The following is a 26,167-nucleotide window of genomic DNA, read 5'->3' on the forward strand; positions in this document are numbered from 1 at the left end:
TTTAAGATCCTGTCAGGTGAGTAGCTCGTGAATAATGCGGGCTTCGGGAACGACTGTATGCGGGCGATTGAGTGTGTCGTATAGCATGTGATCGTGGCTGACACCCAGTAATTGATAGATGGTCGCGACGATATCGCCGGGAGTGACCGGACTGTGGGTGGGCACCGCACCCGAGCGGTCACTCGCGCCGTAAACCAGACCGGCTTTGGCACCACCGCCGAGCAGCATGATCGAATAACAGGAATTCCAGTGGTCGCGTCCGGCGTTGTTATTGATTTTCGGGGAGCGACCAAAATCGCCCAGTACGGCGACCAGAGTTCGCTCCAATAGGCCACGTTGGGCAAGATCATCAATCAAACTGCTGCAGGCGGCATCAAATTGGGGCAGTAAATTGGTTTTCAGCTTCTTGAAATTCTGGCCGTGCGTGTCCCATGTTGCGTTGGCATCGGGGGCCCAGGACATGGTTACCATCCGCGTCTTCGCTTCGATCAACCGACGCGCCAACAACACGCTTTGTCCGTAGATGTTTCTCCCATAGCTGTCTCGCACACTCGCTGGTTCTTCATCTAGCTTGAAAGCACGCTGTGCCCGATTGGACGTTAAGAGATCAAATGCCTGGCTCTGGAAATCGTCCATCGAGCCTAATGACCGATTGGTCTCTGCCCCTAAACCTCGATCGAGCGACGCTAGCAAACTGCGGCGTGCATGCATTCGATCTAATGGCAGTCCGTCTGGCAACGCCAGATTGCGAACGTGAAAGTTAGGCGTGTTCGGATCGTCAAGAACCCAAAACGGATCGTAGGTCGCGCCCATGAACCCAGCCAGAAAACCGGGTTGCAGCGGACCGCCGGCACCCTCTTTGGTTTTATAGGGAAGTGTAATATAAGGGAGCGAACCGGAGGGCGTAGGTCGCAGCTTTGCGAGCACGGAACCCGGTGAAGGATGGTCATCTGGTTTGGCGCCGCCTCCCTGTTCGCCGCGATCATGTCCTGTGAGTGCCGCGTAGACAGCTGCAGCGTGTGAATTATTCACACTATGATTCATGGACCGTATCAACGTTGCGCGGTGCATCTGTTGGGCCATCCGCGGCAGATGTTCGCAGACACTCACTCCCTTGAGCGACGAGGCGATGGGGGTGAACTCCCCGCGAATCTCGACTGGGCTCCCGGGTTTCATGTCCCACATATCAAGATGACTGGGGCCACCATTCAGAAACAGGATGATACAGGCATCTGCTTTCGGCGCCAGACCACTGATCACATTCTCTGCGCTCAAGGCGCGTGACGCCAGCAGTTGAGGCAGTGAAATTCCGACTGATCCCAAGCCACCAACGCGCAGTAACTCCCGGCGCGAGAATCGACTCTCAGACGAACTCTCATTCATTATCGATCTCCTGCTCATCGAATGTCTCGAATAGAACAACTGTGAATATATCTTAACATTACCAGCATCTCAGAGGCGAGTCGAAAAACGAACTTTCCTCTGCGGTTCATGGTAATGAACGGTAACTATCTAAAAACGACTCTCTGTATTTTGAATAATCAACTGCAATTACCCAATGGCAGTAAACAGCCAGGCTGATTGTCTGGCAACATCGTCTTACTGATTCTCATTGATCCATTTCGATCTTGAACTCGAAAACATTTTTCTGATTCGGGCTAACCTTCGTTGTCAGTTTTGTTTTTGCGTTGTATTGCGCGGGTATGAACTGCTCGTCCATTGGTTTCCCGTCAGGTCCTAATTCGTTTGAGGGGCGGCTGGCAGTAATACTCACGCGTTTTTCGCCGGCAGAGGCTTTAATCAAAAAATGTCCGGCTTGAATCTGCTCGCCGTAGACGCCTCCTTTTCCATCGGCGGGCTCCAGTGTGATGGACCCATTCGTGAGAGGTTTTCCATTCACGAAAACCTCTCCTGTGACATCGTAGAGAACAGGGGCGTCTTTGTTATCAGAATTCGAACATCCCGACGAGAGGCACGCCACTCCGATGAGTACAAGGCAGATACGCAAGAAGTCCATCATCCAGTCCTTAAACGAAAATAGGCTCAACAAAGCAAGATACTGATCGCAGACGCTTCACTGGCAATGCGCGGTCGAAGGTATCGTTCAACCATCGTGTCTGTTAGAAGTCGCTGATCACTTCGCCTCCGCCAATTGTACCGAGATTCTGGAAGAGACTGGTGTCGATATTGCTGGAAACAAATCGAACGGCACCATCTGCGAGCGACACGTGCACGCCTCCTGTATGCCGACTACGCGGAATCACAATGGTATAATCATTGGAACAACTGGCTATAGGCGCATGGGGTGTGGTTCTGCCGCCCCAGCTCATGACATCGCCCGCAGGAGAGTTGGGAGGACGTGCGGTGACGATCAATGATCCCATGTGGACGTAGTTCCAATACAGACCACGCATGTCGCGTGAGCCGCAGCCAGAACCGACGGTCCCGTCCGTATCATTCACCAGATTGATTTCACTTGCCATGATCGTACTTGAAGTGCCATCAGTCACGTCGCGCATCCGGACCTTCGAACGTGTGTAAAACATTCCCGTCGGTTTCTTACCATTCACGTCTGTGATGGTTCCTCTCAGTCCCCAGGCAAACCCGCCGCCACTCAGCAAATAGTTACCCGCGAAACCATTGGTCGTGATCTTTCCTGCTTCAGGATCCGAGGGACACATAAATGCAGAGACAGGCGTGGTACGTAAGGAAAAAAACAGGTTTGCCGTTCCCGCTGACTGTTCCGAAGCCCAGGTGTTGTACAAAGGAGCTTGATCGATGAAAGGCAAAACCAAGGCGAACCAACCACCGCGGGCCGATGCTCCCAGGCTCCCATCTTCGGGCCAGTTCGCGATTGTGTTCATCATGCCGGGGGGAAAGACACGATGCGTTTCATGGTAGTTATGCAGTGCCAGTCCCAATTGTTTCAGGTTGTTCTTACACGTACTTCGTCGCGCTGCTTCGCGTGCTTGCTGCACCGCGGGGAGTAGCAGCGCAATTAAGATTGCAATAATGGCAATCACGACCAGTAACTCAATGAGTGTAAAACCATGTTTGGATGAGCGATTCCATTTCACGTCTCTTCCCCTTTAAAAATAGTGGAATAGGGCAGTATTAATATAAAATGTATCTTGATTGTCGATTATGGTTTTGAACCGTCGCCTGTTTCAAAATGGGCCAGCAGGTCACTCACCGCTGACTGGATATGAATCTGCATCGCGTTCTCTGCGGCACGGGCGTCGCCGTGCTCGATCGCCTTCAAGACGACGGCATGCTGTTGAAATGCGCGATCGAAGCCAACCTGAGTCATTGTGGCGCGACGACTGTCACGTCCTAAGTCGGCGATGGAATCGAGCATGATGCCGAAAATTTCATTTCCTGAAATCCGGGCCAGTTCACTATGAAAGGCGATGTCGGCTTCCATAGCCTCTTCGAGCGAAGATGCTTTTTCCAAAGTGCTTTGAATCGCGTGCAAGCGGGCAATGCCTTCTTCATTCGCGCGCACTGCAGCCCGCTCCGCAATCTTCGGTTCCAATACCATACGTACGTCCAATGTTTGACGTAGGCGTTCGGTATCATCAGGTAACAATAGTTTTGCCGCCGCACTTAAAGGGGCATAAAGCCGATTGACAACGCGGATTCCCAAACCCTGGCGGATTTCAACGAGCCCCTGGAACTCCAGCAGTTTCGTCGCTTCTCGAACGACCGGTCGACTGACGCCAAACTTAGTAGCCAGTTGGCGTTCCGATGGCAGTACCCCTCCCGTAAAGGTGAAACCGCTGCGTATGCTTTTCGCAAGTTGGTCTGAGACTTTCTCGACCAGGGTATGACGTTTTACTTCTTCCAGTTCCATGATTGAAGTCCACCTTAAATTGGTCTTACCAGTTGATTGGTAAGACCACCTTACCAATCGGTCTCTGGTCTGTCAAACATTTTACCTGACATTATGTGAATCACTGGCTTTCTATGTGATTTGGTGGGCAAAGTGTCAGCAAAGCTGGCCTGGGAACGGACCATCGCGTTCTTTAGAAAACAACTGCAGGGCTTAGATTAATCGAACAATCAGAAGTCGAAACGGGGTCTCATACTTATACCTGTATTTGAACTTGAGGAATTGCCCCATGGCTCGAAGACTTCGATCGCGGAAAACTGTTTGTATTGCTGCCATTCTGCTTTTTACCGGTATTGTTTTTTGCGGATACAGGCAACGCCAGTTGTCTCCGCTGGAAGCGCGACTCGTTGGTGAGTGGGCACATGATGTCAGGGGGATTAATCGCATTTTTCATTCCGACCACCGTTTTTCAACAGCGACTGGGGACTTCAAAGGGACATGGTTCATCGATGACCACAGACTGACAATTGAGTACTGGGAACCGCTTCGTTTTCAAGGCGTTTCTAGCGTTGGTAGTTTTCTTGGCCAACTACGCAGAATTGATAAGACGGACTCGGTCACGTGGGAAATCGAATTCAGTGAGGATGGTCAAACAAAAACGCTGATCTTTCCCGAGAAACACTCACATCATCCGGGGAAAAAATGGGAATGGATGCGTTGGACCAACAAGTAGTCATCGGATTTGTGTGACCACGGGAAAAGACGTAAAAAAGGGGGCGTGTTTCTGTCGACTGGTGAAGCAGTCAAAAAGAGCGTATAGTCATCTATTCTACTGACGGTATTTGACTTGTGTAAACTTTTAGAAAATTCAAAGACGATTTGCCATGAAGAAACAACTAGTCCACGCGCTCGCCTCTCTGTTTCTGATGCTACCAACGTGCCTTTTCGCCCAGCAACCAGACAACCGGGAAGTGACCCGCGCCGACATTGTTGTGTATGGCGCGACGCCCGGCGGTTTTTGTGCTGCGATTGCCGCGGCGAGAGAAGGTGCCTCAGTCATTCTGCTCGAACCGACCGATCATGTCGGCGGACTGAATACCGGGGGACTGAGCTTCAGTGATTCCAATCAAACCGTTCGCAGTACGATGATGGGATTGTTCGACGAATGGCACCGACGCATCGAGAAAGACTATGCGGATCGGGGAGTGAAGCTGCCTTATCAAGTTCGTGTGAAGGACCAGTCAAAGTGGACCTACGAGCCGCATGTGGCAATGCGAGTGACTCGGGAAATGTTGCAGGAAGCGAAAGTCAAGGTGCTGACGAAATGTTACCTGCAGTCGGTTAAGAAAGAAGGCACGCGGATTACAGAACTGGTCACCAGCGATGGTACATTCTCTGCGAAGGTATTTATCGATGCGACGTATGAAGGTGACCTGATGGCGGCGGCGGGAGTCAGCTGGGTGATTGGCAGAGAAGGGAAGGCCGAATATGGTGAGTCGCTGGCAGGAAAACGTTACCCCAAGAAAACAATGGGCATTGATGGTTTCGACGATGACGGCAAGCCACTGCCTTTTATTACAACCACCGATGCCGGCCCGGAAGAGGACGGTGATTCCAACGTGATGGTCTACAGCTTTCGACTCTGTCTGACCGAAGATCCTGAGAACCGCGTGCCCTTTCCCCAGCCCGCGAACTATGATCCTGCCCGTTTCGAAGTGGTGCGACGCTATGTGAAAGCCGGAGGCCGTGTGGGTTGGGATCTCTATCCGCTGCCTGGCGGGAAGCTTGATGGCAATAATTCCATCGGCGGGCAATTCTCGCTGGGTCTGGTTGGTGCCTGCAATGGTTGGAGCGAAGCCGACGCAGCAGGGCGAGCTGCGATCTGGGAAGCACACAAGCAATACACGCTGGAATTTTACCACTTCCTCACGACAGACCCGGCTGTGCCCGAAACAATCCGAAACAAGTATGCCCGGCTGGGACTGTGTCAGGACGAGTTTCCTGAATACGGACACTTTTCACCTGCACTGTATGTTCGCGAGGGAAGACGGATGCGGGGCATGTATGTGCTTAGTCAGAAGGATATTCTCGATCATCCAAAAAAGAACGATCCGATTGTGATCTCTTCCTTTCCGATTGATTCCCATGATTGCCAGCGTGTTGCGTTAAAAGGGGGAAGCGTCATTAATGAAGGGACAATCTTTCCCGTGAGGAGATCCAATCCCAAGCAAGGTTATGCTTATCACATTCCGTATCGCTCGATTCTGCCTCGCCCTGACGAATGTACCAACTTACTTGTTCCGGTCGCGCTGTCTTGCACACACGTTGGGATTTCTTCCATCCGGGTAGAGCCGACCTGGATGATTCTCGGCCAGAGTGCCGGCATCGCAGCCGCAATGTCTGTGCAAGAAATGTTGCCCGTGCAGGAACTATCGTATCCTCAGCTCCGCAAGCGGCTACTGGCACAAGGTCAGGTGCTTGAGTTACCTGTCGTCGTTCCCGAACCACAGACGGTCAAGTCGATCGCAGTGAAGACGCTGCCGGGTATTGTATTGGATAACAGCAGCGCCAAGCTTTCTGGTGACTGGGCCCGTTCTACCAATTTCAAACCCTACATTGGGACTGACTATATTCATGACGAGAAAAAAGGCGACGGTAACGCGTCTGCCACCTTTCGTTTCAAGGCACTTAAGGCGGGGCGATATCAGATTTTGATGGCTTACTCGGCACATGAAACCCGGGGAAAAAATGTACCTTTGACCGTTTCCTGCGGAACCAATAAAAACACGTTTACTGTCGACCAAACCAGACCGATGCCACAGGGGAAACACTTTCGACCCATCGATACGGTCTACCTGACAGGGGATATAGAGACGACCATTACCGTTACGAATGCAGGTACCAACGGATTTGTGATTCTGGATGCAATTCAACTCCTGCCGGTCCCCTGAATTGAATCTGAAGTAAGCGATCGGGTGCTTCTTGATGTGAAGTGTGGACACAAGTAGGACGCAGATTATATATTAGAAGGTCTGTTCTCTTTTTCCTTTTGTATGCGCCCCCTGATTAATCTCGCGCAGAATTAATCTCGTGCAGGGAAGACGACGGGAAATGATCAATTCTTTGGAACTAAGATCGAGTCAAAGCGATGATACGATGCACTCTGCTTACCTGTTTGCTGATCTTTTCAATTCTGCATCAAGTTGACGCACAGCCCATTAAGCTGAATTGGGCCCAAGATGCCAATCGATGTTGGTTTCGAATCGACAAGGACTACTTCGTTGCGAATGTTCAGACGCGCCAATGCACGCCGGTCTTCGACAAGCATCGGCTTGCTGAAGCAGTGTCAAAAGTTCTTCAAGAGCAGGTGTCGGCTGAAAACATCGCTGTCGAACAGATCGGATTCACCGAGATTCAGCAACAATTCCTGTTGAAGATTCGTGGTGCCACATGGCTCCTGAAATTACCTGCATATGAATTGATTGCCTCTGAGAACGAGGATACGATCGCCAAAGAACGGCGGTTGTTTCTACCGGCTCGCAACAGCAAAGGGGGTGGGGAATCAACTTCAATTATGATTCACAATCGACTGAAGGAGCCGATCGATGCTTATTGGGTCAGTCCCTCTGGTGAGAAACGATACTACGGCAGCATCGACGTCGATCAGAAATATGAACAACATACTTTCATCGGACACGCATGGTTGCTCCGTAATAAGTCGGGTGGTGATCTGGGGTGCTTCATCTGCAGAGGCAATGATGTTTTGGATCTCGATCCAGGGACGCTTAAAAAACTGCGTCGAGATACTCCACGGCGAACACGAGCAGAGAAGCAAAACAAATCGACTTCACCTGACGGGAAATGGACGGCTTTCGTTCAGGGTCATAATCTGTGGATTCGCCACGACGAGCAGAAGCTGCAGCTTACTTCAGATGGGACTCCAGACAAGACGTTTGAGTTCAGAGAGCAGGGGAATCCACGCGTTCAATGGTCTCCCGACTCCAAACATCTGTTGGCATTTCAAACAAAGAGTGTGGCGGAACGCGAAGTGCATCTCATCGAATCTTCGCCTGCCGATCAATTGCAACCACGGATTCTGAGTCATGCATATCGAAAACCCGGTGATGAATTACCCAAACAGACCTTGCGATTATTTGCTGTGCCGAGCAAAAAGGAGATCCCGGTATCTGATCACCTTTTTGAAAATCCCTGGACGTTACGCTTTCGCGGCTGGTCAGAATCTGGTGATCGTTTCTGGTTGCATTACAACCAACGCGGGCATCAAATGGTGCGTGAGTTAGAAGTCTCGGTCGTTGATGGCGCAGTAAAGCCGATCATTGAGGAATCCAGCGAGACCTTCATTCATTATTCTAATCCCGGTAAACTTGTCTTTGAAGCATTGGGGCAAGATGAAATTCTCTGGGCGAGTGAACGGAGTGGCTGGAACCATTTATATCGTTTTAGTCGCGCTACCGGTCAACTTGTAAATCAGGTGACAACGGGTGACTGGAATGTGAAACGGATTGAAAAAATTGATCCTCAATCAAAGCAAATTTGGTTCTACGCAGTCGGCGTACGCGAAAATCAAGACCCTTACCACGAACACTTCTGCCGCGTCAATTTTGATGGCAGTCAGTTCCAGGTCCTTACAGAAGGGGATGGCACACATCAGATTCAATTCGAACAAAAAGATAAGTTCTTTGTCGATACTTATTCTCGGGTCGACTTAGCCCCGGTTGCCGAATTGCGTGATAGTCAATCTGGCGAACTGATTTGTGAACTTCACCATGATGATACGGTAATGAAATTCGGCAAGCGACGTATGACGGAACGGTTCGTTGCCAAAGGCCGCGATGGAACGACCGACATCTGGGGGATCATTCATTGGCCTCTTGAGTTCGACCCGACTAAAACGTATCCGGTGGTAGAAAATATCTATGCCGGTCCTCATGACCATCATGTGCCTAAGGCATTTCGAACCCGGTATCGGCACCAGCATCGAATTGCTGATGCTGGGATGATTGTGGTGCAGATCGATGGCATGGGAACCGCCTGGAGATCAAAAGCATTTCATGATGTTTGCTATAAAAATCTTCGCGATGCGGGGTTTCAGGATCGGATTAAGTGGATCAAAGCAGCGGCGGAAAAATATCCGCAGATGGATCTTTCCCGAGTGGGAATCTACGGTGGTTCCGCCGGTGGCCAGAACGCGATGGCGGCTTTGCTCTGGCATCACGATTTTTATAAGGTCGCGGTTGCCGATTGTGGCTGTCATGACAACCGGATGGACAAAATTTGGTGGAATGAGCAGTGGATGGGCTGGCCCGTCGACGAAAGTTATGTGACCAACTCCAATTCCGCAAACGCCCATTTGCTTGAGGGCCATTTAATGCTGATCGTGGGGGAACTGGATCGTAATGTGGACCCTGCCAGCACCACACAAGTGGTTCACCAATTAATCAAGCACAATAAAGACTTTGAGTTTGTATTGGTAACCGGAGTGGGACATGGTTCCGCCGAAACACCGTGGGCATCACGGAAGCGTCTGAACTTCTTGAAAACGCATCTTGGGGTGGATTAAAAGCAAGCCGGAAGTAAGAAACTGAGGATTGCATGAGGTGGGAATCTGACTCCTTTAGCAGGACTCAATATTTAGGACGGTCGCTACCCCTTTTTTAGTTCGTAATAATTGAGAGATACGAAATGATGAAATACACGCTTGATAAATCACGCAGTCATGGGGCGTTCTGCTTGATCGCACTTGCTTTTGTCTGCAGCATTGTTTTGGGAACTGTTGGCGCAAATGCTCGGGCCGACGAACCCAAGGCTGCGGTCAAGTTTCAGAAAATATTATTCCTGGGAAACAGCATTACGCTACATGGGCCAGCACCGAAAATTGGCTGGAAGGGTAACTGGGGGATGGCCGCCAGCAACCAAGATAAGGACTACGTCCACATCGTGACGCGTTCGCTTGCCAAATCGTCAGGAGTGACACCGGAAACGATGGTTAAGAATATCGCCAGTTTTGAACGGCAGTACGCTACATACGATCTGAAAAAAAACTTGAAGGATGCCTTCGCGTTTCAGCCCGATCTGGTCGTGGTCGCGATTGGAGAAAATGTTCTGAAGCTGGACTCAGAGGAAGCGAAAGCGAAGTTTAAAGCCAGCATTGATCAACTGCTCAAGGAGCTGCGGTCTGACAACCAGCCGACCATCATCGTGCGGAGCAGCTTCTGGTCTAATCAGGCGAAAGACGAAGCGCTGCGTCAGGCCTGTGAGCAGGCCGGCGGAATTTTTGTTGATATCAGCAGTCTCGGCAAGGATGAAGCGAACTACGCGCGATCGGAACGAGACTATCAGCATGCCGGAGTCGCCGCCCATCCCGGCGATCAAGGGATGCAGGCGATTGCCGACGCGATTCTGAAAGTTCTTCAACCCTGATATTTGTGTGGCCGGGAAGACGAAGCAGAAAAAGTTCCTGACGTCTTTGTCACGCTTCAACTTTTTTGGCAAATACGGTGATATTTGTGGTGATGAGCTCGGATGATTCTGAAACATGGTGGGAGATATTGTAGACTTTGTATTTTGTTCCGTCTTTCATGAATAGAATTTCATCAATTCTGGGGATGTGCGAAACAAAGGCAATAAAGTCGCAAATGAATTCGTTATTTTCATCTTGACATTCTACCCCGATCGACGTCGCACCTCTTTGATTAGCCTGTTCCACATTTTCCTGGGAAGGCTGACTTGGTGCACCATGCGGATCATAGTTGATCATTGTTCTAATCCTTTAGTTCTTTGACTTATGTGAAACAATTTAGAGGTGTTAGCGTTGTGGATGATATCGATTCACGTTTTTTAAGTCCAAGGGAATTCGATGTTTGAATAGAAAAAGTTGTCAACTGACAACTATTTCACGCCCGAAAGTTGAAAAATACTGGGATCAATATCGATAGAAAATTGGAAAAGGCTTAAACCGTGAATATCTATGTCGCGCAGATCTATATCGAAGCCGATGTAAATTATCTTTTTTCGCAACTCTTTCAGGTCTATCTTGGTAAAGAAATGACGCAACAGATACATCCTTCGAACTTGTTTATCAATAAGTAGGCCAAAGAATTGGATCTAATGTTCCGTATGAGCGCCAAGGCAGATCTCATAGAACCCGAAATCAAAGGCCCCGCAGTCTTTTAACAAAATAAGGACGTGGATTTACTATTTTCCTGACTTCTGATAAGCAGGAGACACAGAGACCAGACGTCTATCGGCAGGTTCTCAGACAGTTAATCGATCAAATTGTCATTGTCTTGGTGCGCCTTGAAATGGATGTTTCGCAGCTCGTGCATGACTCTGACAATATTGCTGAGACAATAGTAAATTATTGAGACAATAGTAACAGGCCCGAAGATGATTGAGCCCGACTAGATAGAAAACGGTTCCTGACACAACCGGCAGTGCCATTCGTCGCTGACACTTTTTTAGCGCCTCAATGATTGTGGGGCACAACCATGTTCAATTCTAACCATGTTCAATTCTACTTAGTGATGTATTTAAATTCTTTATTATTTCATTTGTCTCGGCGAGAGGTATAATGAAGTATAATGTAGTGGGAACGAATTTTATGAACTTGAAGTGCGACTGAGTGGTAATTGCATCGAGATTAGATCCATCGGAGTGATTTATTATGACAGGGATTCCAAGTCTTTCATCAAATCGAATTTTAATCATTGGCGGCGGAATTGCTGGCTTGTCGGCCTCGGTTCGTTTAGCACAATCCGGTTTACCTGTGACGCTGTTCGAGGAATCGACTTTAGGGCATGGTGCTTCCACGCGCAATCAAGGGTGGTTGCATTCTGGAGGTTGGTTTGCAAAAGAGAACATTCACTTGGCAAGCCGGTGTTACAAGTCGCTGCAACAGACGATACAGTGCTGTCCCGACTGCTTGGAACCTCAACAGCAGGGAATGGCCTATCTGTTTTCAAATCCCGATACGGATGTTTCCAGTTGGTTGACAGCCTGGGAAAAGGTCGGGATTCCGTTTAAGAAGCTTCCGGTTGAGGATATGTTCGAGCAAATTCCAAGACTCGACAAGTCTCAGATTTATGACGGCTATCTACTGCCTGATCGATCTATTCGCCCCGAAATTCTGCTCAATCAAATTGCGACTACGGCAGAAAAGCTGGGTGTCGAAATCCGAACCCAAACACACATTTCTGGTTTTCTGAAAGAGAATAGCTCCATTACCGGCGTGGTTACTGGGTCGGGTGAGGAAATTCCAGGACGTGCTGTTGTGTTAGCCTGTGGTGCCGCTGGTGTATCGCTGTGGTCAAGTTCTCGAGAGATTCAAGTAGGCGAACAATCAGAGTTTACATGGGTGGCATTGAAATCGCACTTAGTCTCAGTATCACCTGGATTGAGTAATCTTCCGTTCTGTGTCGTTGATCGCGGGGGCTTTAATCATATTCCTCACGCCGCTGATTCTATCTTCGGAAACAACCGTTGGAAAACGGTTCCCTACTCTAACGGTCCCGATGTCGATCCCGCTGAAATTGAACAGACTCTGCAAACGATAAAACAATTGATTCCGACATTCAGTCGCGAAGAACATGAAATTAATAGTTGGTCAGGCATTGCCACTCAGGCCATGCATGTCGATCAAATCGAACCAGGGCAGGCTCCTTTGCCGACCGTGATTGATCATTCGCTTGAATCACCTAGCAGACAAAATCTCTTCAGCATTTTCCCAGGCCGAGCAACACTCTGGCCGCAACTGGCCGAGGAGACCCGAAAAACGATCTTGGAGAAATTCAAACTCACCGATATCCCATCGGAGGATCCTCCTTGGGATATTCAGGAATAAAATCGAGAGGGCATCTCAGAACTGTTTTAGCAGTGTAGATCAGCAACCAGGACTCATAAAGCTTTCATAGAGCTGATCGTAGTATTCCCAGCGTGTAACAATGCGGCGATCGTTGTGCAGCCAGGCAATGCTGCGTTCAGCACAGTCGCTGCCCCCTTTTTTTGTCTAAAAGCAGACTAAGTCGTCTAGCAATCATTGGTAGTGCCCTTGGAGCTTGATGACTTTTCAATCTCTCCGCAGTCTATCTCTCGACAGTAATCTTTCGGCAGAGGATGGTCTTTCGTTTAACACCGGTTTCGTCCGGGTAGTAGAAATCACTGTAGAAGATGAGGGCGGTGTTTTTGTCGAGGGGGATGATTTCCGGATTGTTGCAGGAGCCGTCCCAGTCGTGGAAGGTGGGATCAGCGACTGGTTTGTTGGCCAGCGCGCTGCGGTCGTTCGGCGTCATGACGACCAGGGGGTCGGTCCACTTTGTTCCGCTGTCGTTGAGAGAGGCACGCACGAAGGTACCCGGACGGGCATAGCAGAGCAGCGTCACGCCGCAGTCGAGCTGGCATAACCGTGGCAGGATACCGACATTATCGAACTTGATTGGCTTCGACCAGGTGCGGCCGCCGTCTGTGGAACGCGTCATATACATGGGATCCCATTCCTTGCCGGTGGAAGAATACCAGGTGGATCGCAGGAACCACACAATCGAGCCATCCGGCATGAATTCAAAGTCGCTGTCGCTGAAGCCGCCACTCTTGTAGGGGAACTCGTGCCCGTCGGCCTCGTATTCCAGATGCGCCCGCCGCTGGAACGTTTTACCGTTGTCTTCAGAGCGGAAGATTTCCGCAGAGTAGTAGGGGCTGTACTGTCCGTTTTCCGGATTGAGATGGCCCTCGCCAGAAAAAACACTGACCCAGATCGCCCCATCGGGGCCCAGCTTCGGATTGCCACGCGGGAAGATCGACTTCAGGACCTTCTTTCCGTTGCGGCTGACGTGGACCACGCGCGTCAGGTACGGCCAGTCTACCTGGGCGTGTTCGAGAACGGGTTTTGTCTCTCCCGCGGGAATTCGAAAGAGCGACCATTCCTTCTTCGAAAGGCTCGGCGGCAGGCGATCGGCGTTAAAGGCATTAATCGTCGTGCCCCCCATCCAAAAGGTCATGCCGTCGGGAATCGGCAGTACTCCTTCTTTCGCCTGCTTAGAGAAGTCATAGGCGGGCGTGTATTTGTTCCAGGGCGTCGTTTTAAAATCGCTCACGTCGATGCCTGATTCCGGGGGAAGGTAGACCCGATCACCGTTGGGAAGCAACAGGCCGCACTCTTGCGCGATTGAAGCGTCGACCTTGTTCCAGCTCTGACCTTTGTCGCGGCTCTCAAACCAGAGGGCCGTTGAACCGTAGTTGCTGATGTCGTCGTTTTTGACATGCACGGAAACGACAAGCCGATCCCCCAGTTTAAAGGGACGCGGAAACTGATACGGCCCCCAGAGTTGCTCCTCCGGCCGGATGCCCCGCACGATGACATGTGGTTCCCCCATCGTGAGTTTGATCGGTGCGGCGGGTTTCTCTGTTGTGAGGGGCTTGGCGTTGTCTTCTGCGACTACGTTGGTCGTGCAGGCGATCACAATTAATAAGGAACGGACGATGAAACGCATGGTGATTCTCATTTTGTTCATTAATGAATTCCTAGGGCCCGTCTACATACGGCCCCGGTAGATCTTGCTGCAGGTCCATTTCAGGTACGCCAGGATTTGATTTGCGTCCGCGAGTGGGACCAGCGGCTTTATAGATGCCATCGTACACGTGTCAGGAGACGCGTTCAATCAAGGGACAGTTAATAGGTGGCAGATTCGAGTTCGTCTGGGAATCCGAACGCTTCGCTGCATGACTTGATGAAGTTGTTGATCGCCGAAGCGATAGGACGAATATCGCAACAGTAACCTGCGCTCGCTGCTGCTGATCAAGGAACTCCATCGCAGCGTACTTCGTCGCGACACAGCCGCACAGACAACGCCCGATGCAACCGGCCTTTCACGGATCGCACCGGCACTGAATCTGGTGGCCCGAAACTTTCATGAACCACTGACAGTCACGGAACTCGCCGCAGCGTGCGACCTGAGTGTCCGCAGTCTCCAGTCGTACTTTGCCGCACAATGGGAATGACGCCGCAACGGTATCTGATGAAAAGTCGCGAGTACCGAAAGCAGCAAACAGGATGAACTGAGTTTTTAACCCCTGAGCGGCAAAGCGCTAGCTGCCGTTTAATTACAGGCTAGAAAAACGCGATCTCTCAAACTCAGTCAGCAGCCAACAAAAGCTGTGGCAGAGTAGTTCAAATCAGCTAGAATACATATGGGCCTGTGGTTGAGGGCTCTATTCAGGTTCTGACCCCTTATACGTTTTGCATGTCATTATGACCTGCCCCCGAAAATGAAGGCAGAAAGATATAAAGTAGGAACAAAAAGCAATGTAAGGACACCCACTACGAATCCGTAGATCGCGAATCGATTTTTATACTTGAAATAATCGTATAGTGAGAGAAGAGCACACGACACTGAGACCAAAAACGTTGCAACACAGTTGAGTTGAGCTGGAACAATGTAGTCTGGTCCCACGAATACGTACATCAACGCGTGACAGAATATACATAATATTGCAAGAACTACCCAGCACCTGGTTATTCTTCTCAAGCCGAACATAACAGCACCTTCACAAGTAGAACCATGCGGACAGAAAAAGTCGTCATTTGTTTCTGACACTTCCGTTTTGGGATTTTATCTCTTGGTGCTGCTATTTTGTTGGGTGAATGCAGAAAAGTTGGCTGCCTGTTCTGAGGATTAAATACTCATTGACAATCGCGACGCCATAGAGCGTCGGTCGGGAGAACATGGCTGCGGAACGACTGCGTTCTGCTGATGTTTCAGCTGCAGTGGGAATGTTGTTTTCAGGCGGTGACTCTTCTGTCCAGAGTCCGTTTTCTGATACCACCTTGAACTCATTACCCGCCTGCAGAACCGTCGTTGTGCCGTTCTTGCCGAAAAAGTAAATGTGGTCTCCCAGGCCGACCGGCGTTGCCCAGCAGGACTCTTTGATGCGGTTGGTAAAGGCGGCCTTCCCTGTCTTGATATCGAGGCAGTAAACGACTCCCGCGCGATTGACCCAGTAAGCGTAGCCGCGATACACGATGGGAGTCGCCCAGGAAGGAACCGGGCTCGAATTGGTCCAGATAAATTCCGGTTTCCACTCGGCTCCGTCTAAGCCCACTTTGAATAAGCCGTTCGACTGTTTGGCAAGCTGGTCATTTTCTCCCGAACGTCCCGGAGACGCGCCGACTAAGAATTCACCGTTGCCAGCGGAGATAGGGCTGGTTTTGTTGTTGCCGCCGACTTTGTCAAATGACCAGAGCCGTTTGCCTGTCTGGGGATCATATCCATCCAGACTGCCCGCAGAGCTGCAAACCACCTGCGCAGTATCGCCCACCGGGACGCGCATCGGCGAGCTCCAGCTGACGCGACTTTTGCGATCGGTTTTCCAGAGTTCCCTTCCGTCTGCTTTACTCAGCGCAGTCACGTAGGACGGTCCCTCGTCATCGATCAGGATGATGAGTCGATCTTTCCATTGAACGGGCGACGCGGATAATCCGAACTTATTTTTGGGTGGCCCGTAACGTTCCGTCAGGGATGAAGTCCATTTCCGTTTTCCCTCGTGTGACAATGCAACCACGTCGCCACTTTCAAAATAAGCGTAAACACCAGCTTCGTCGATGACCGGCGTGGGAGCAGCCCGGCTGATGTAGACGCTGTTCTTCTCAGGATAGGTTGACTGCTGAATATGGTCCCAGAGCAATTTTCCTGTACCAATGGCATAGCAGACAACGTGTAGCTTTTCCTTGTTCGGTCCCTCAACGGAAGTGACAAAGACCTTGTCTCCCCAGATCACGGGACTCGATTGTCCATAACCGGGGATACTGGTTTTCCACGCCATGCTTTCTTGGGGAGACCATTCCGTAGGAATCGAAGCAGCGGTGATGGAAGTTGCATCCGCACCAAGAAATCCCGGCCAGCGGTCCTGAGCATTGATTTCAGGTGAGAACAGCATCAAAAGTAGAAATATTTGCAGTTTCATCATCATTTCCTGTCCAATTACCTTCTGACAACTTTGTTATGCTTTCTTCACGAATTCTGATTTCAACTGCATGGCGCCGATGCCGGGGATTTTGCAGTCGATGTCGTGGTCGCCTTCGACCAGGCGGATGTTTTTGACTTTTGTGCCGACCTTGACGACCGTGGATGAGCCTTTCACTTTCAGGTCTTTGATGACGGTCACCGTATCGCCCGATTTGAGTTCGTTGCCGTTGGCATCTTTGACGACGGGGCCGGTGGGTGTATCGTCTGTGGCGTCTTTGCTCCATTCGTGCCCGCATTCGGGACAGACCAGCATACCCCGGTCTTCGTAGGTATATTCAAAGTCGCATTCCGGGCAATTCGGCAAATCGCTCATTTCATCTCCAGCAGCTTGTAGGATCAGTCTTTCCTCGCCGGTTTCATGCTCGGCATCTCGTAATACTTAAGATAACGTTTCATCGCTTTCAGGAATAGTCAAGGCTGAGGTTGTCTCAATCGTGTGAGATGTGCGGCATGTTCAGCTGCGTTGCTGCCGGTGATATCTGGTAGGATTGGTTTGTCACTGATTTGTTTTGGTGCTCTGGTTTGAAACGGCGGCTGTCGCCGTGCCGATCACTGGTGGGACGGTATTGGCGTGTGATGTTGATCTCTGGTTCCGTTCCAACCATGAGTTGGGATTGAACTTCGCCAGGCGGGCGGCCACATGGGGCTCGCCCCTACTTATTATATGGATGAATTCATGCTCTGTTTTTGTGAGTCGATCTATCGGTTTCCTGCTCGCTGCGCTCGGCCCGAATGTGCATTTGGGCCTACCCACTATTACGCGGTAATACACATGGGTTCGCCGCTACATTTATCGCTGCTACTTTTATTTGAGCAATTGTCTGATATTCGGATCATCGTCAGGGGCGTGGGGGAGTCAATGGGGAGTGGGAAATTAATCTCGCGAACGACACGCGATCGCCAGGGAACGCTTTATGAAGAAACGGGAAGGCGGTGTGAAGGGCTGCGATGTCGATTGATAACAGAGGTGCGGGCGAGCAGTGGTTTGGGAAATCTTGCTGAAACGAGCAGGTTTTATAGTGCTGATTTTCTCAGAGATTCGAGGGGTTCAGCTGAACCAGTAGTGTTTCTCGCGCGCGACGCAGGTAACATCGAATGATTTCGAATGGCGGGATCGTGTCAAGGGGAGTCTCTTCAGTGGAAGCGAGTCTGTACACGTTTATTATCGCTGAACGGGTATCTCTGTTTGTCTGCTTCATTCTGCGGGAATTCTGTCGATATTCGAACGTGAATTTCATATGATAGGCGGGTTAATATTCAGTGAATTCGAATTTGTGGGGCCAACTATGCGGATTCTGATCGGGTGGGATAATCCCGAAGAGAGTGATCTCATTTCTCTTTATCTGGGAGTGAGTGACAATGACTTAGTCATCTGTTCTACGACGGAAGAGTTTCTGTCTCAAGCATTAGAGGATAACACCTGGGACATCATTCTGATGTCAATCATGAGTCCTGATCCTCAAATGGCGTTTGATCATTTTGAGCAGATCCGCCAGAAGCATCTTGATACTCCTATTGTGGGGGCCTGCCCGACTCAGGGCACATTTCATGTGGCCCGTTTCTTAACTGCGGGGATGCGGGCTTATATTATTCGCGATGAAGGCGGGGACTTTATGTTCCTGATAGAAACCACGCTGCAGAGTGTGGTTGATTCCGTCAAAGCCGAACGCGAGCGGTTTGTGGCGGAGCGCCTACGTGAAGAAATCGAGTCGGTGCGGAAATTACAGGAATCGATTATTCCCAGCGATCTCGAATCTCCCGACCGATTTGATGTGACGGCCCGGTATGAATCTTCTCAGATTCGTGTGTTTGGCGGTCAACCTGTGACGCTGGCCGGTGGTGACTATTATGATGTGTTCATGTTGGACGATGATAATCTGGTGCTGTTAGTCGGCGATGCCTCGGGGCATGGAATGAAAGCCTGCATGTCGATTATGACCATGCATACTCTGGTGGGCATGATTCGTTCGAATAAGTATCTGGATACGGCAGCGTTTGTGTCTGATGTGAATAATCGTTTGTGTGATCAGGCGATTGTGAATGATGACGGCGGCTTTATTACACTGCTGTATGGGATTCTGAATTCCAAGACGAATGAATTTCAGTGGACGTCAGCCGGCGCTCCGATTCCGATGGTGCATGAGCTGGAAACGAACAAAATTTATGAACTCGGGACGAACGACGATGGCGGGCTGCCTCTGGGTATCTTGCCTGATGTGGAATATGATATTCACACATCGGTGGTGCCTCCCGACAGCCGCCTGCTGATTTTTACTGACGGGCTGGCAGAAGCATTTCCCGGCGAGAAAGAGACGTTTGGCGAGTTTGGAATTCCGGGGATTATGAAGTCTTTGCAGAATTCTCGCTCGGATACTCTGGAAACGGCGTTGTCAAATTTATTCCGCGATTCAAATACTTTTACGGATGGATCTGGCAGACACGATGATACGTCTGTTGTGTTATTAGGGCGAAAAAATTAGAGTTCCCATATCGTCAATACGACTTGATTAGAGAAGTTTATCTGATTGATATAGGAATTTATGCTTTATGACTGCTGATGCAGAACTGAACCTGACGTTCATTGAGAAAAAACTGGGGACCCTGGGACGAATTTCTCTCTATGCGGGATTACTCGGAGTTTATAGTCTGATTCCTGTGCTAAAAGTTAATAGCGGCTTTTTAACTGTCTTTGGAATCGATCCTGGAGTGATTAATGAAGTGCGACAGATGGGTGATGTGTCTTCTGATATTCACACCACTCTGGGTTTAGTGCTTGGTTTATTGTTAGTATTTCGGACAAACAGCTCCTATGCTCGTTGGTGGGAAGCGCGCAAGTTATGGGGAAAACTGGTAAATATCAGCCGCAACATGGCGATCAAATTTCGTGAGTTTACGAATTTTGGTTCCGATGAACTTCGTGAACTGGGGGATCTGATTGTTGCTTTTCCAGAAGCACTGCGAGATCACCTGCGGGAAGACGACGACTTTGACATGTTCCCTGAACTGGAACAGATTGATCCGCCTCCCCGCCACATACCAGCTTATATTGCAGACTTAATCTACCGCCGTGTGATCGGCTGGAAGCGTTCTGGTTTAATTGACGGAGACGAACTCCGAATTCTGGATTCGGAGACCCGCGAATTGATGGAAATCTGTGGTGGGTGCGAACGTATTCGACGTACCCGGCTCTCTCCTTCGTATCGGTTGTTTGTGCGGCATTGTATCGGACTTTATTTATGTACGCTGCCTTGGGGTCTGGTTAAGGATTTTGATTTCTGGACGATCCCCATCACGGTCATTCTGGCTTATTTCATGATCGGGATCGAAGTGATTGCTCACTCAGTAGAAGAACCGTTCGGCCTGGATGAGGACGATTTGGACCTGGATGGTTTATGTATTACCATTCGATCGACTGTGAACGAAATCCTGGACCGATTCGGGAAAAACGCCGGTGAAATCGCACGCCCGGGAATGTCTTCCATCACCTTTGACCAACCCCCATCACCCTGAGGGTTAGTTGCATTGACTGGAGGCAGGCCGTCTTATTCAGTGACCTGCTGCATGAAATTTGAATAGGCATACCATTCAGGATCCGTTTCGGTATGAATTTCGATTGGCAGAGGAGGCAGCTCAGTAGCCGCTTCATTCAGGACCAGAAGTGCCTGGTCGGCATCTTTGAGATACCACTGCCATTCACACATCTGGTTTCCGGTAATCAGCATGGTCAGGAAGCCGATGCCTGTTTCCTGCCAGGCGGCAACCAGGGTCTCTTCAAATACGTTCATGCTTTCCTGATCTTCCGGCCCGGGCATGCCGGTTTCGTTGGGAGACTGGTAATTCCAGATGATCTCAACGCGGGCAGGAAAATCGGCTGGAGAAATTTCCTGTGGGATCTCGGGCAGGAGACGAAACAGGACCGTCAGCCCTTCTTCCGTGGCTGTCGCGTTTAACCATTCTTGTTCTGGTTGTGGCTCTGTCAACTTTCAATTTTCCTGTGATTTGGGTTGTGTCATTAAGGAGACGATAATCAAGATGATAAATCCGAGTGGAATCGTAACGAGACCGGGCTGACTGAACGGCACGATTGCATCTTCCGGATTCCATCCGTAAATGCCTTTATAGGAATCGGCGCTCAGCAGAATCCAGCCTAAGGAGGTAATCATGCCCGTGAAAATGGCGACGGTGATTCCCTGTTTGGTGGTTTTCGGCCAGAACAGGAGCATGACGAGCGCCGGCAGGTTCGCGGATGCGGCGACACTGAAGGCCCAGCCTACCAGGTAATTCACGTTAAATTTCTCAAACAGAATCCCCAATATAATGGCGATAAGACCAACGACAACGGAGGCAATTTTCGCGATGCGAACTTTGGCGAAATCGTTCATTTCGATTTTCATAAAGCTTGACATCAGGTCATGCACGACCGCGCCACTGGATGCGATGATCAGACCGCTGACAGTTCCGAGTACGGTAGTGAAGGCGATGGCTGAGATGATTGCGAATAACCAGTCGCCGAAACTCTTGGCGAGCAGAGGGGCTGCCATGTTGGTGTTGGTGACATCCAGGGCCCCACTCGTCATCGCACCCAGACCCATGAATAAGGTCAGGATGTAGAAGTAACCAATGGTTCCGATGCCGACGATGGTACTTTTTCGGGCACTGGCCTGGTCTTTCACCGTGTAATAGCGGATCAGGATGTGAGGCAGGGACGCGGTTCCACAAAATAGCGCCAGCATCAACGACAGGAAGTTGAGTTTGCCTTTCAGGTCGGAACCTCGAATGCCGGCGAACTTCGGATGATTCCCAGGACTGAGTACCTTCTTACCCGTTGTGGGTTTGGGGAAATAGATAGTGATTACGGAGCCATCTTTTTCCTTGATCGATTCCGAACCCCAAAGGATGATTTCGCTTTCACGGAGCGTGCTCAAGAATTCGGTAGGTCCCTGAGGGCCGGTTTCCTTTTTGTCGCCGGGTAGTTTGCTGATGCGCCCGACGGGATAGAAATCGGTTTCTCCTTCGCCGGTTCCCTGTGGGAGCCCGTTGATGATAATCGAGCCGTTCTCGTTTTTTTGTTTATACTGTGTTTCAGACAGGAAAAACTGTTTGTCTGAATCTTCTGTCAGTTTCCAGTAAGAGACCTTATCGGCTTTGGTCAGTTGCAGGATGCCTTTGTTTTCCCAGGGGCCTTGGTTGAGTGGTAGTAGTGAGTCCTGTTCGTTCAGATCGAGTTCTGATCTCCAGTGTTCGATGTTATCAGAAGTTGCCGGGCCAATGATTTGAAATTGATGCGTTGGCTGATCATTGTAGACAGGATCTGTCGAAAGACCTCTTTGCAGAATCAGGACGGTCAAGACCGTACTGAAGATAACCAGCAGTGAGCCTTTCAGGAATTGCACATATGTCGTACTGACCATCCCTGCGGTGACAACAATCAGAATGACGATCGTTCCCACCATGATTACGCCGACATAGTGCGGGAAGCCCAGCAGCGGAGTGATCAAAACACCGGCGCCGACCATTTGTGGGATCAGGTAAAAAATACTGACAACGAGTGTGCTGATGGCGGCAGCGAGTTTGATTCCCCGCGATTGAAATTTACTGTCCAGCGCATCGGCAAAAGTGTAACGTCCCATACGTTTGAGCGGTTCGGCAATCACAAACAGGGCCACAATCCAGCCGGCCAGGTAACCGATGGAGTACAGGAATCCATCGTAACCATAAAAGGCAATCATGCCGCAGATGCCGAGGAACGAAGCGGCGGATAAATAATCGCCGGCAAACGCGACGCCGTTGACAAACCAGTGGATGCCTCCGCCGGCAGCGAAGTAGCCTTGGGCCGATTTTGCTTTTGCGCCCAGCCAGAAGCTGAGGCCGAGGGTGACAGCAACGATGGCGCCAAAGATCAGCACAGCCATGAGGGATGGTTCATAAATCATTCTGATGCCTCCTTGCTTTTAGATGCAGCTGAGGAAACATCATTGCGGCAGAGCCAGCCATAGATCAGAGCGAGTGCAAACGCGGCGATGATCAGGACAAAGCCGTAAGTAATTGCCAGGTTCAGCCCCGCGAAGACCACCACTTCCATCTGGGATGGAGAGAAGGTGTTCAGGAAAACGAATCCGCCATACAGGGCCAGATAAATGCTGAATAATTTGAGCCCCAAGCGGGTGTTTCGAGAAATCGTCTCGATATTTTCCTGCTCACCAGGCTCATTGGGGCCGTGGTCTAAACCTGCCATAAGAAGTAAACCCTTTAGTTGAAACGCTTGTTCGGGCTCGGTCAGCCAGAATTGCCAGATAAGATGTATCTTTAGGAATGCCTATTCAACCCGGAATCGAGCAAGGAATCAACTAAGATCAGAACGGGACCATAAAAGAATTGGGAATCGGAAGGCATTTTTGAGGAAATGCAAAGCTCTCGATCGACAGATTCTGCTGAATGAGTGCCTGCGTTATTCAGAGTCCGGTTTGACGAGTTTGAGGTGAATCCGGTTTTCGTCCAGTTTTTTGGAGCCGATGCCTTTGACCTCTAATAAATCGTCAATCGACCGAAAGGGGCCATGTGTTTCACGGTGTGCGACGATTTTCTTTCCCAGGACAGGTCCAATGCGATTCAGTTGGGCGAATTCCACCCAGGATGCCTGATTGATGTCGATCTGATACTCATAAGGAAGTGGTCTTTGTCGTTTGATTTCAACAGGCTCGGTACCCCAGCGAGATAGTTGGATCAGGTGAAACAGAGACAGAATGAGGATGGCAATGAATAGCAGACCTAAGAAGAACTGATCGTCGCGTTGCAGTCCTAGAAACGATTTTACTGGTGTTTCTTCCGAGGGATCATTCTGCATACGTTGGCTGCCAATCAGATGATAACGTGAAAATTCGTTACATTGATTAATACAGTATACAGATAGGGATGAGATTGAAACTGGGGCAAGTAAAAAATGTATCCGCTGTTTTTCTAAACCAGTACTACTAAAAAACTAAAAGCGCCGGCAACTATTTGACCTCGTCGTGTATTCTTCATAGAATGGAAGTATAAACCAGTAAACATATTGCAAAGTCGAGGCTGACTCAAACTGCCGGTTCTCAGCCACAAAGAATTGATTCCAACGTTGAGGGGGTTTCTGTGAAGCATCTATTACTCTGTCTGAATAAACGTCAGCTTAAGCACTTTGTGTTCACATTCGTGTCTGTGTCGCTCTTGGCGACAAGTGTTTTATTTGCACAAAGTAAAGATACAAAGGGGCCTCCAAAGCCTCAGGAAATTACATTATCGTCACTGGGTGGCTGGCCGATTTCGATCACATATTACGAATCGAGTAACGCAGCTGATTCTCCTGTCGTGGTTCTGCTGCATGGAAAAGCGGGAAACAAACGAGTCTGGGATCAGAAGTTTGCATCGGTTCTACAGCAAAACGGTTTCGCGGTCGTTTCTGTTGATCTGCGGAAACATGGTAAGAGTCAGGCGCCGGCAGCGAGTGCGGGTGGCAGCAAAAATCAAAAACCAAGTTCAAAGCAACGCCTTTCCTCTTTGGACTATAAGGCGATGGTTGTTGACATGGAAACGGTCTGGAGGTTTCTGTTTAAAGAGCATCAACAAAAGCATTTAAATATGCAAAAGACGGCGATTGTTGCTTCTGACATCAGTGTTCCAGTTGCATTGAATTATGCATTAATCGACTGGAGTAAGCGGCCTTACGATGATGCCCCGGTTTTGTTAGCGAAAACACCAAAAGGTCAGACGATCCGTGCGATGATTTTAATCTCGCCGGAGTCCAGTGTTCCCGGGCTGTCTGCCTCGCGTCCCATTGTGCAATTGAAGCAGCCTTTGTTTGGGATCAGTTTTTTGGTTTGCAGTGCGAAGGGGGATTCGCTCGATCGCGGGGTGACCAGCAAACTGTTTAAGCAGTTGAGTTCCGTTCCCAAATCGGAGAACCGCATGTACTCGAAAGAGTTTCCTGGGAAACTACGTGGGACTGATATGCTGGGAAAAAGACTGGGGATAGAACTTGAGATCGTCAAGTTTCTGGATGTGTTCCTCAAAAAACTACCGGGTGAATGGTCAGATCGTAGAAACCGTTTAGACCGGGACGAATAAGTTCGTTTCCCGTTTCAGGCGGCTTTTCTGGTGGTTGAGAGTGGTGCTGGGGAATCGGTAGCGGGTAGAGATTTCAGGGCAATCTTCTCAGTAAGAAATGCCATTTCTGCTTTGATTCCTTCGATTTCCCGCTCTTTTTCGGCCAATACCACTTCCAGACGCTCGATGCGCTTTTCTGGATTGCGCTGCAAGACACGGCTGATGACTTCCAGCACCAGTAGTGCTCGGTACAGTTTTATTACCAGGCTTTTGAGGCGGAATACTCTGGCTGTTTTTGTTAGCTGGGCGAGGCGTAATGCTCCCATAAAGGTAATCATCGGCGTGATCATCGGCAGGATGATGACGGCTAAGTCGATCCAGTGTTTGCGGCAGTATTCCAGCCGTTTTTCTACGATGGAGATCATGACCATGAACTCCATCGTGAAGGCGAACCAGATTAAACCTGTGGCGAGGGCCGTCAGGTCGGCCAGTGTTGGATTCGCTTCAATTTGTTTTTGCCAATAGTGCTCCACGGCAAACAGGGGGAGCACCAGTAACGCCATCACCAGCATCGGAGCCGAAAAGGATTTTCGGATTTTCTCGCAGAATTCCGAATTCACTTCCCGCCAGGCCAGAATCGGAAACCAGATGGCACGCCCGGTCATTTGATCGCGCGCGCAGATCCTGAGTGGTGGGATCAGGCAGTAGAGGAGATTGAACTTCCAGCGGGGACCGCCTAAAGCCAGGTGAACGACGGCTTCCAGAATAAAAAGCGGATAGAGCAGGAACAGGCACCACTTGCAGATATCCGAGGCAAGGCCCGGAGATTCCACGTTGGACAAATGCAAGGTGCCAGCAAAAAATACAAGAAAGAGGACAGCACCAAAAAACATGGGGGCGGCTGCGAACTGATCGACTCTTTTGGTGTATCGATTCATGGTTTTCGTGATCAAATAAATGGCCGAGTGGAAAACAGATCGAGATACAGGTCCTCTCGATGCCGGAATGGGGATGACATTTATATTTCATATCGGCAAAAGCGCCTATTCGGAATAATCAGATCAGTTTTTCAGAGCGATTTTAATAGAAGATCAATATGATAACAGTTTCTGGTGGGATGAAGAGTTGTAAGTGACTGTTATCAAGGTGTGAAACTGTTATATGGCGTTATAGATTACCTGGTTTGAATGTAGTCGATCAGAGAGAGGTGTTTTTGTAGTTG

The 26,167-nt window shown here is 49.8% G+C and carries 21 protein-coding genes; 8 read left to right on the forward strand and 13 right to left on the reverse strand.

Annotation, left to right across the window (positions count from 1 at the left end):
- Positions 1 to 12: 12 nt before the first annotated feature.
- From AAC022_RS06320 to AAC022_RS06335, 4 genes are all read right to left on the reverse strand, one after another.
- Positions 13 to 1,383 (reverse strand): DUF1501 domain-containing protein, encoded by a 1,371-nt coding sequence (locus AAC022_RS06320; protein WP_339729133.1) that lies wholly within the window; start codon positions 1,381 to 1,383, stop codon positions 13 to 15.
- Between the two features lie 226 nt (positions 1,384 to 1,609).
- A complete protein-coding gene (locus AAC022_RS06325; protein WP_339729135.1) occupies positions 1,610 to 1,900 on the reverse strand; it encodes a hypothetical protein in 291 nt (96 codons plus the stop codon).
- 220 nt (positions 1,901 to 2,120) lie between these two features.
- On the reverse strand, positions 2,121 to 3,077 hold the full coding sequence (locus AAC022_RS06330; RefSeq protein ID WP_339729137.1) for a DUF1559 domain-containing protein: 957 nt from the start codon (positions 3,075 to 3,077) through the stop codon (positions 2,121 to 2,123).
- A 65-nt stretch (positions 3,078 to 3,142) separates the two neighbouring features.
- A complete protein-coding gene (locus tag AAC022_RS06335; RefSeq protein ID WP_339729139.1) occupies positions 3,143 to 3,853 on the reverse strand; it encodes a FadR/GntR family transcriptional regulator in 711 nt (236 codons plus the stop codon).
- Between the two features lie 268 nt (positions 3,854 to 4,121).
- Between AAC022_RS06335 and AAC022_RS06340 the strand changes: the two genes are divergently transcribed.
- The 4 genes from AAC022_RS06340 to AAC022_RS06355 all read left to right on the forward strand — a co-directional run bounded on the left by AAC022_RS06340 (position 4,122) and on the right by AAC022_RS06355 (position 10,273).
- Positions 4,122 to 4,565: a hypothetical protein gene (locus AAC022_RS06340; protein WP_339729140.1), complete on the forward strand. Its 444-nt coding sequence runs from the start codon at positions 4,122 to 4,124 to the stop codon at positions 4,563 to 4,565.
- A gap of 151 nt (positions 4,566 to 4,716) precedes the next feature.
- Positions 4,717 to 6,783 (forward strand): FAD-dependent oxidoreductase, encoded by a 2,067-nt coding sequence (locus tag AAC022_RS06345; protein WP_339729141.1) that lies wholly within the window; start codon positions 4,717 to 4,719, stop codon positions 6,781 to 6,783.
- Positions 6,784 to 6,980: 197 nt separating this feature from the next.
- Entirely contained in the window at positions 6,981 to 9,413 is a 2,433-nt protein-coding gene (locus tag AAC022_RS06350) for a prolyl oligopeptidase family serine peptidase (RefSeq protein ID WP_339729142.1), read from the forward strand.
- 122 nt (positions 9,414 to 9,535) lie between these two features.
- A complete protein-coding gene (locus AAC022_RS06355) occupies positions 9,536 to 10,273 on the forward strand; it encodes an SGNH/GDSL hydrolase family protein (RefSeq protein WP_339729143.1) in 738 nt (245 codons plus the stop codon).
- A gap of 49 nt (positions 10,274 to 10,322) precedes the next feature.
- Here AAC022_RS06355 and AAC022_RS06360 read toward each other — a convergent pair whose 3' ends face one another.
- Complete coding sequence (locus tag AAC022_RS06360) at positions 10,323 to 10,610, reverse strand: hypothetical protein (RefSeq protein ID WP_339729146.1); 288 nt, start codon at positions 10,608 to 10,610, stop codon at positions 10,323 to 10,325.
- A gap of 906 nt (positions 10,611 to 11,516) precedes the next feature.
- On the opposite strand from AAC022_RS06360, the gene AAC022_RS06365 reads away from it, so the two are divergent.
- Positions 11,517 to 12,692: an FAD-dependent oxidoreductase gene (locus AAC022_RS06365; RefSeq protein WP_339729148.1), complete on the forward strand. Its 1,176-nt coding sequence runs from the start codon at positions 11,517 to 11,519 to the stop codon at positions 12,690 to 12,692.
- A 241-nt stretch (positions 12,693 to 12,933) separates the two neighbouring features.
- On the opposite strand, the gene AAC022_RS06370 is transcribed toward AAC022_RS06365, so the two are convergent.
- The 3 genes from AAC022_RS06370 to AAC022_RS06380 form a co-directional block, all read right to left on the reverse strand.
- Entirely contained in the window at positions 12,934 to 14,358 is a 1,425-nt protein-coding gene (locus AAC022_RS06370; RefSeq protein WP_339729150.1) for a sialidase family protein, read from the reverse strand.
- A 1,114-nt stretch (positions 14,359 to 15,472) separates the two neighbouring features.
- Positions 15,473 to 16,807: a PQQ-binding-like beta-propeller repeat protein gene (locus AAC022_RS06375; protein ID WP_339729153.1), complete on the reverse strand. Its 1,335-nt coding sequence runs from the start codon at positions 16,805 to 16,807 to the stop codon at positions 15,473 to 15,475.
- A 36-nt stretch (positions 16,808 to 16,843) separates the two neighbouring features.
- A complete protein-coding gene (locus AAC022_RS06380) occupies positions 16,844 to 17,182 on the reverse strand; it encodes a zinc ribbon domain-containing protein YjdM (RefSeq protein WP_339729156.1) in 339 nt (112 codons plus the stop codon).
- A 973-nt stretch (positions 17,183 to 18,155) separates the two neighbouring features.
- On the opposite strand from AAC022_RS06380, the gene AAC022_RS06385 reads away from it, so the two are divergent.
- Together AAC022_RS06385 and AAC022_RS06390 are read left to right on the forward strand one after the other, a co-directional pair.
- Entirely contained in the window at positions 18,156 to 19,349 is a 1,194-nt protein-coding gene (locus AAC022_RS06385; RefSeq protein WP_339729159.1) for a fused response regulator/phosphatase, read from the forward strand.
- A gap of 67 nt (positions 19,350 to 19,416) precedes the next feature.
- Entirely contained in the window at positions 19,417 to 20,379 is a 963-nt protein-coding gene (locus AAC022_RS06390) for a bestrophin family ion channel (RefSeq protein ID WP_339729163.1), read from the forward strand.
- Between the two features lie 32 nt (positions 20,380 to 20,411).
- On the opposite strand, the gene AAC022_RS06395 is transcribed toward AAC022_RS06390, so the two are convergent.
- From AAC022_RS06395 to AAC022_RS06410, 4 genes are all read right to left on the reverse strand, one after another.
- Positions 20,412 to 20,849: a DUF695 domain-containing protein gene (locus AAC022_RS06395; RefSeq protein WP_339729166.1), complete on the reverse strand. Its 438-nt coding sequence runs from the start codon at positions 20,847 to 20,849 to the stop codon at positions 20,412 to 20,414.
- Between the two features lie 3 nt (positions 20,850 to 20,852).
- On the reverse strand, positions 20,853 to 22,802 hold the full coding sequence (locus AAC022_RS06400; RefSeq protein WP_339729169.1) for a cation acetate symporter: 1,950 nt from the start codon (positions 22,800 to 22,802) through the stop codon (positions 20,853 to 20,855).
- Entirely contained in the window at positions 22,799 to 23,104 is a 306-nt protein-coding gene (locus tag AAC022_RS06405) for a DUF485 domain-containing protein (RefSeq protein ID WP_339729171.1), read from the reverse strand. Before AAC022_RS06405 ends, AAC022_RS06400 begins: the two co-directional genes overlap by 4 nt.
- Positions 23,105 to 23,317: 213 nt before the next feature.
- Entirely contained in the window at positions 23,318 to 23,713 is a 396-nt protein-coding gene (locus tag AAC022_RS06410; protein ID WP_339729174.1) for a helix-hairpin-helix domain-containing protein, read from the reverse strand.
- 281 nt (positions 23,714 to 23,994) lie between these two features.
- Between AAC022_RS06410 and AAC022_RS06415 the strand changes: the two genes are divergently transcribed.
- The gene (locus tag AAC022_RS06415; RefSeq protein WP_339729177.1) at positions 23,995 to 24,966 is read left to right on the forward strand and encodes an alpha/beta fold hydrolase; all 972 of its coding nucleotides are present in this window, start codon (positions 23,995 to 23,997) and stop codon (positions 24,964 to 24,966) included.
- A 14-nt stretch (positions 24,967 to 24,980) separates the two neighbouring features.
- On the opposite strand, the gene AAC022_RS06420 is transcribed toward AAC022_RS06415, so the two are convergent.
- Complete coding sequence (locus tag AAC022_RS06420; protein ID WP_339729180.1) at positions 24,981 to 25,883, reverse strand: hypothetical protein; 903 nt, start codon at positions 25,881 to 25,883, stop codon at positions 24,981 to 24,983.
- Positions 25,884 to 26,167 lie beyond the last annotated feature (284 nt).

The organism is uncultured Gimesia sp. (assembly GCF_963976445.1).
Lineage (GTDB): Bacteria > Planctomycetota > Planctomycetia > Planctomycetales > Planctomycetaceae > Gimesia.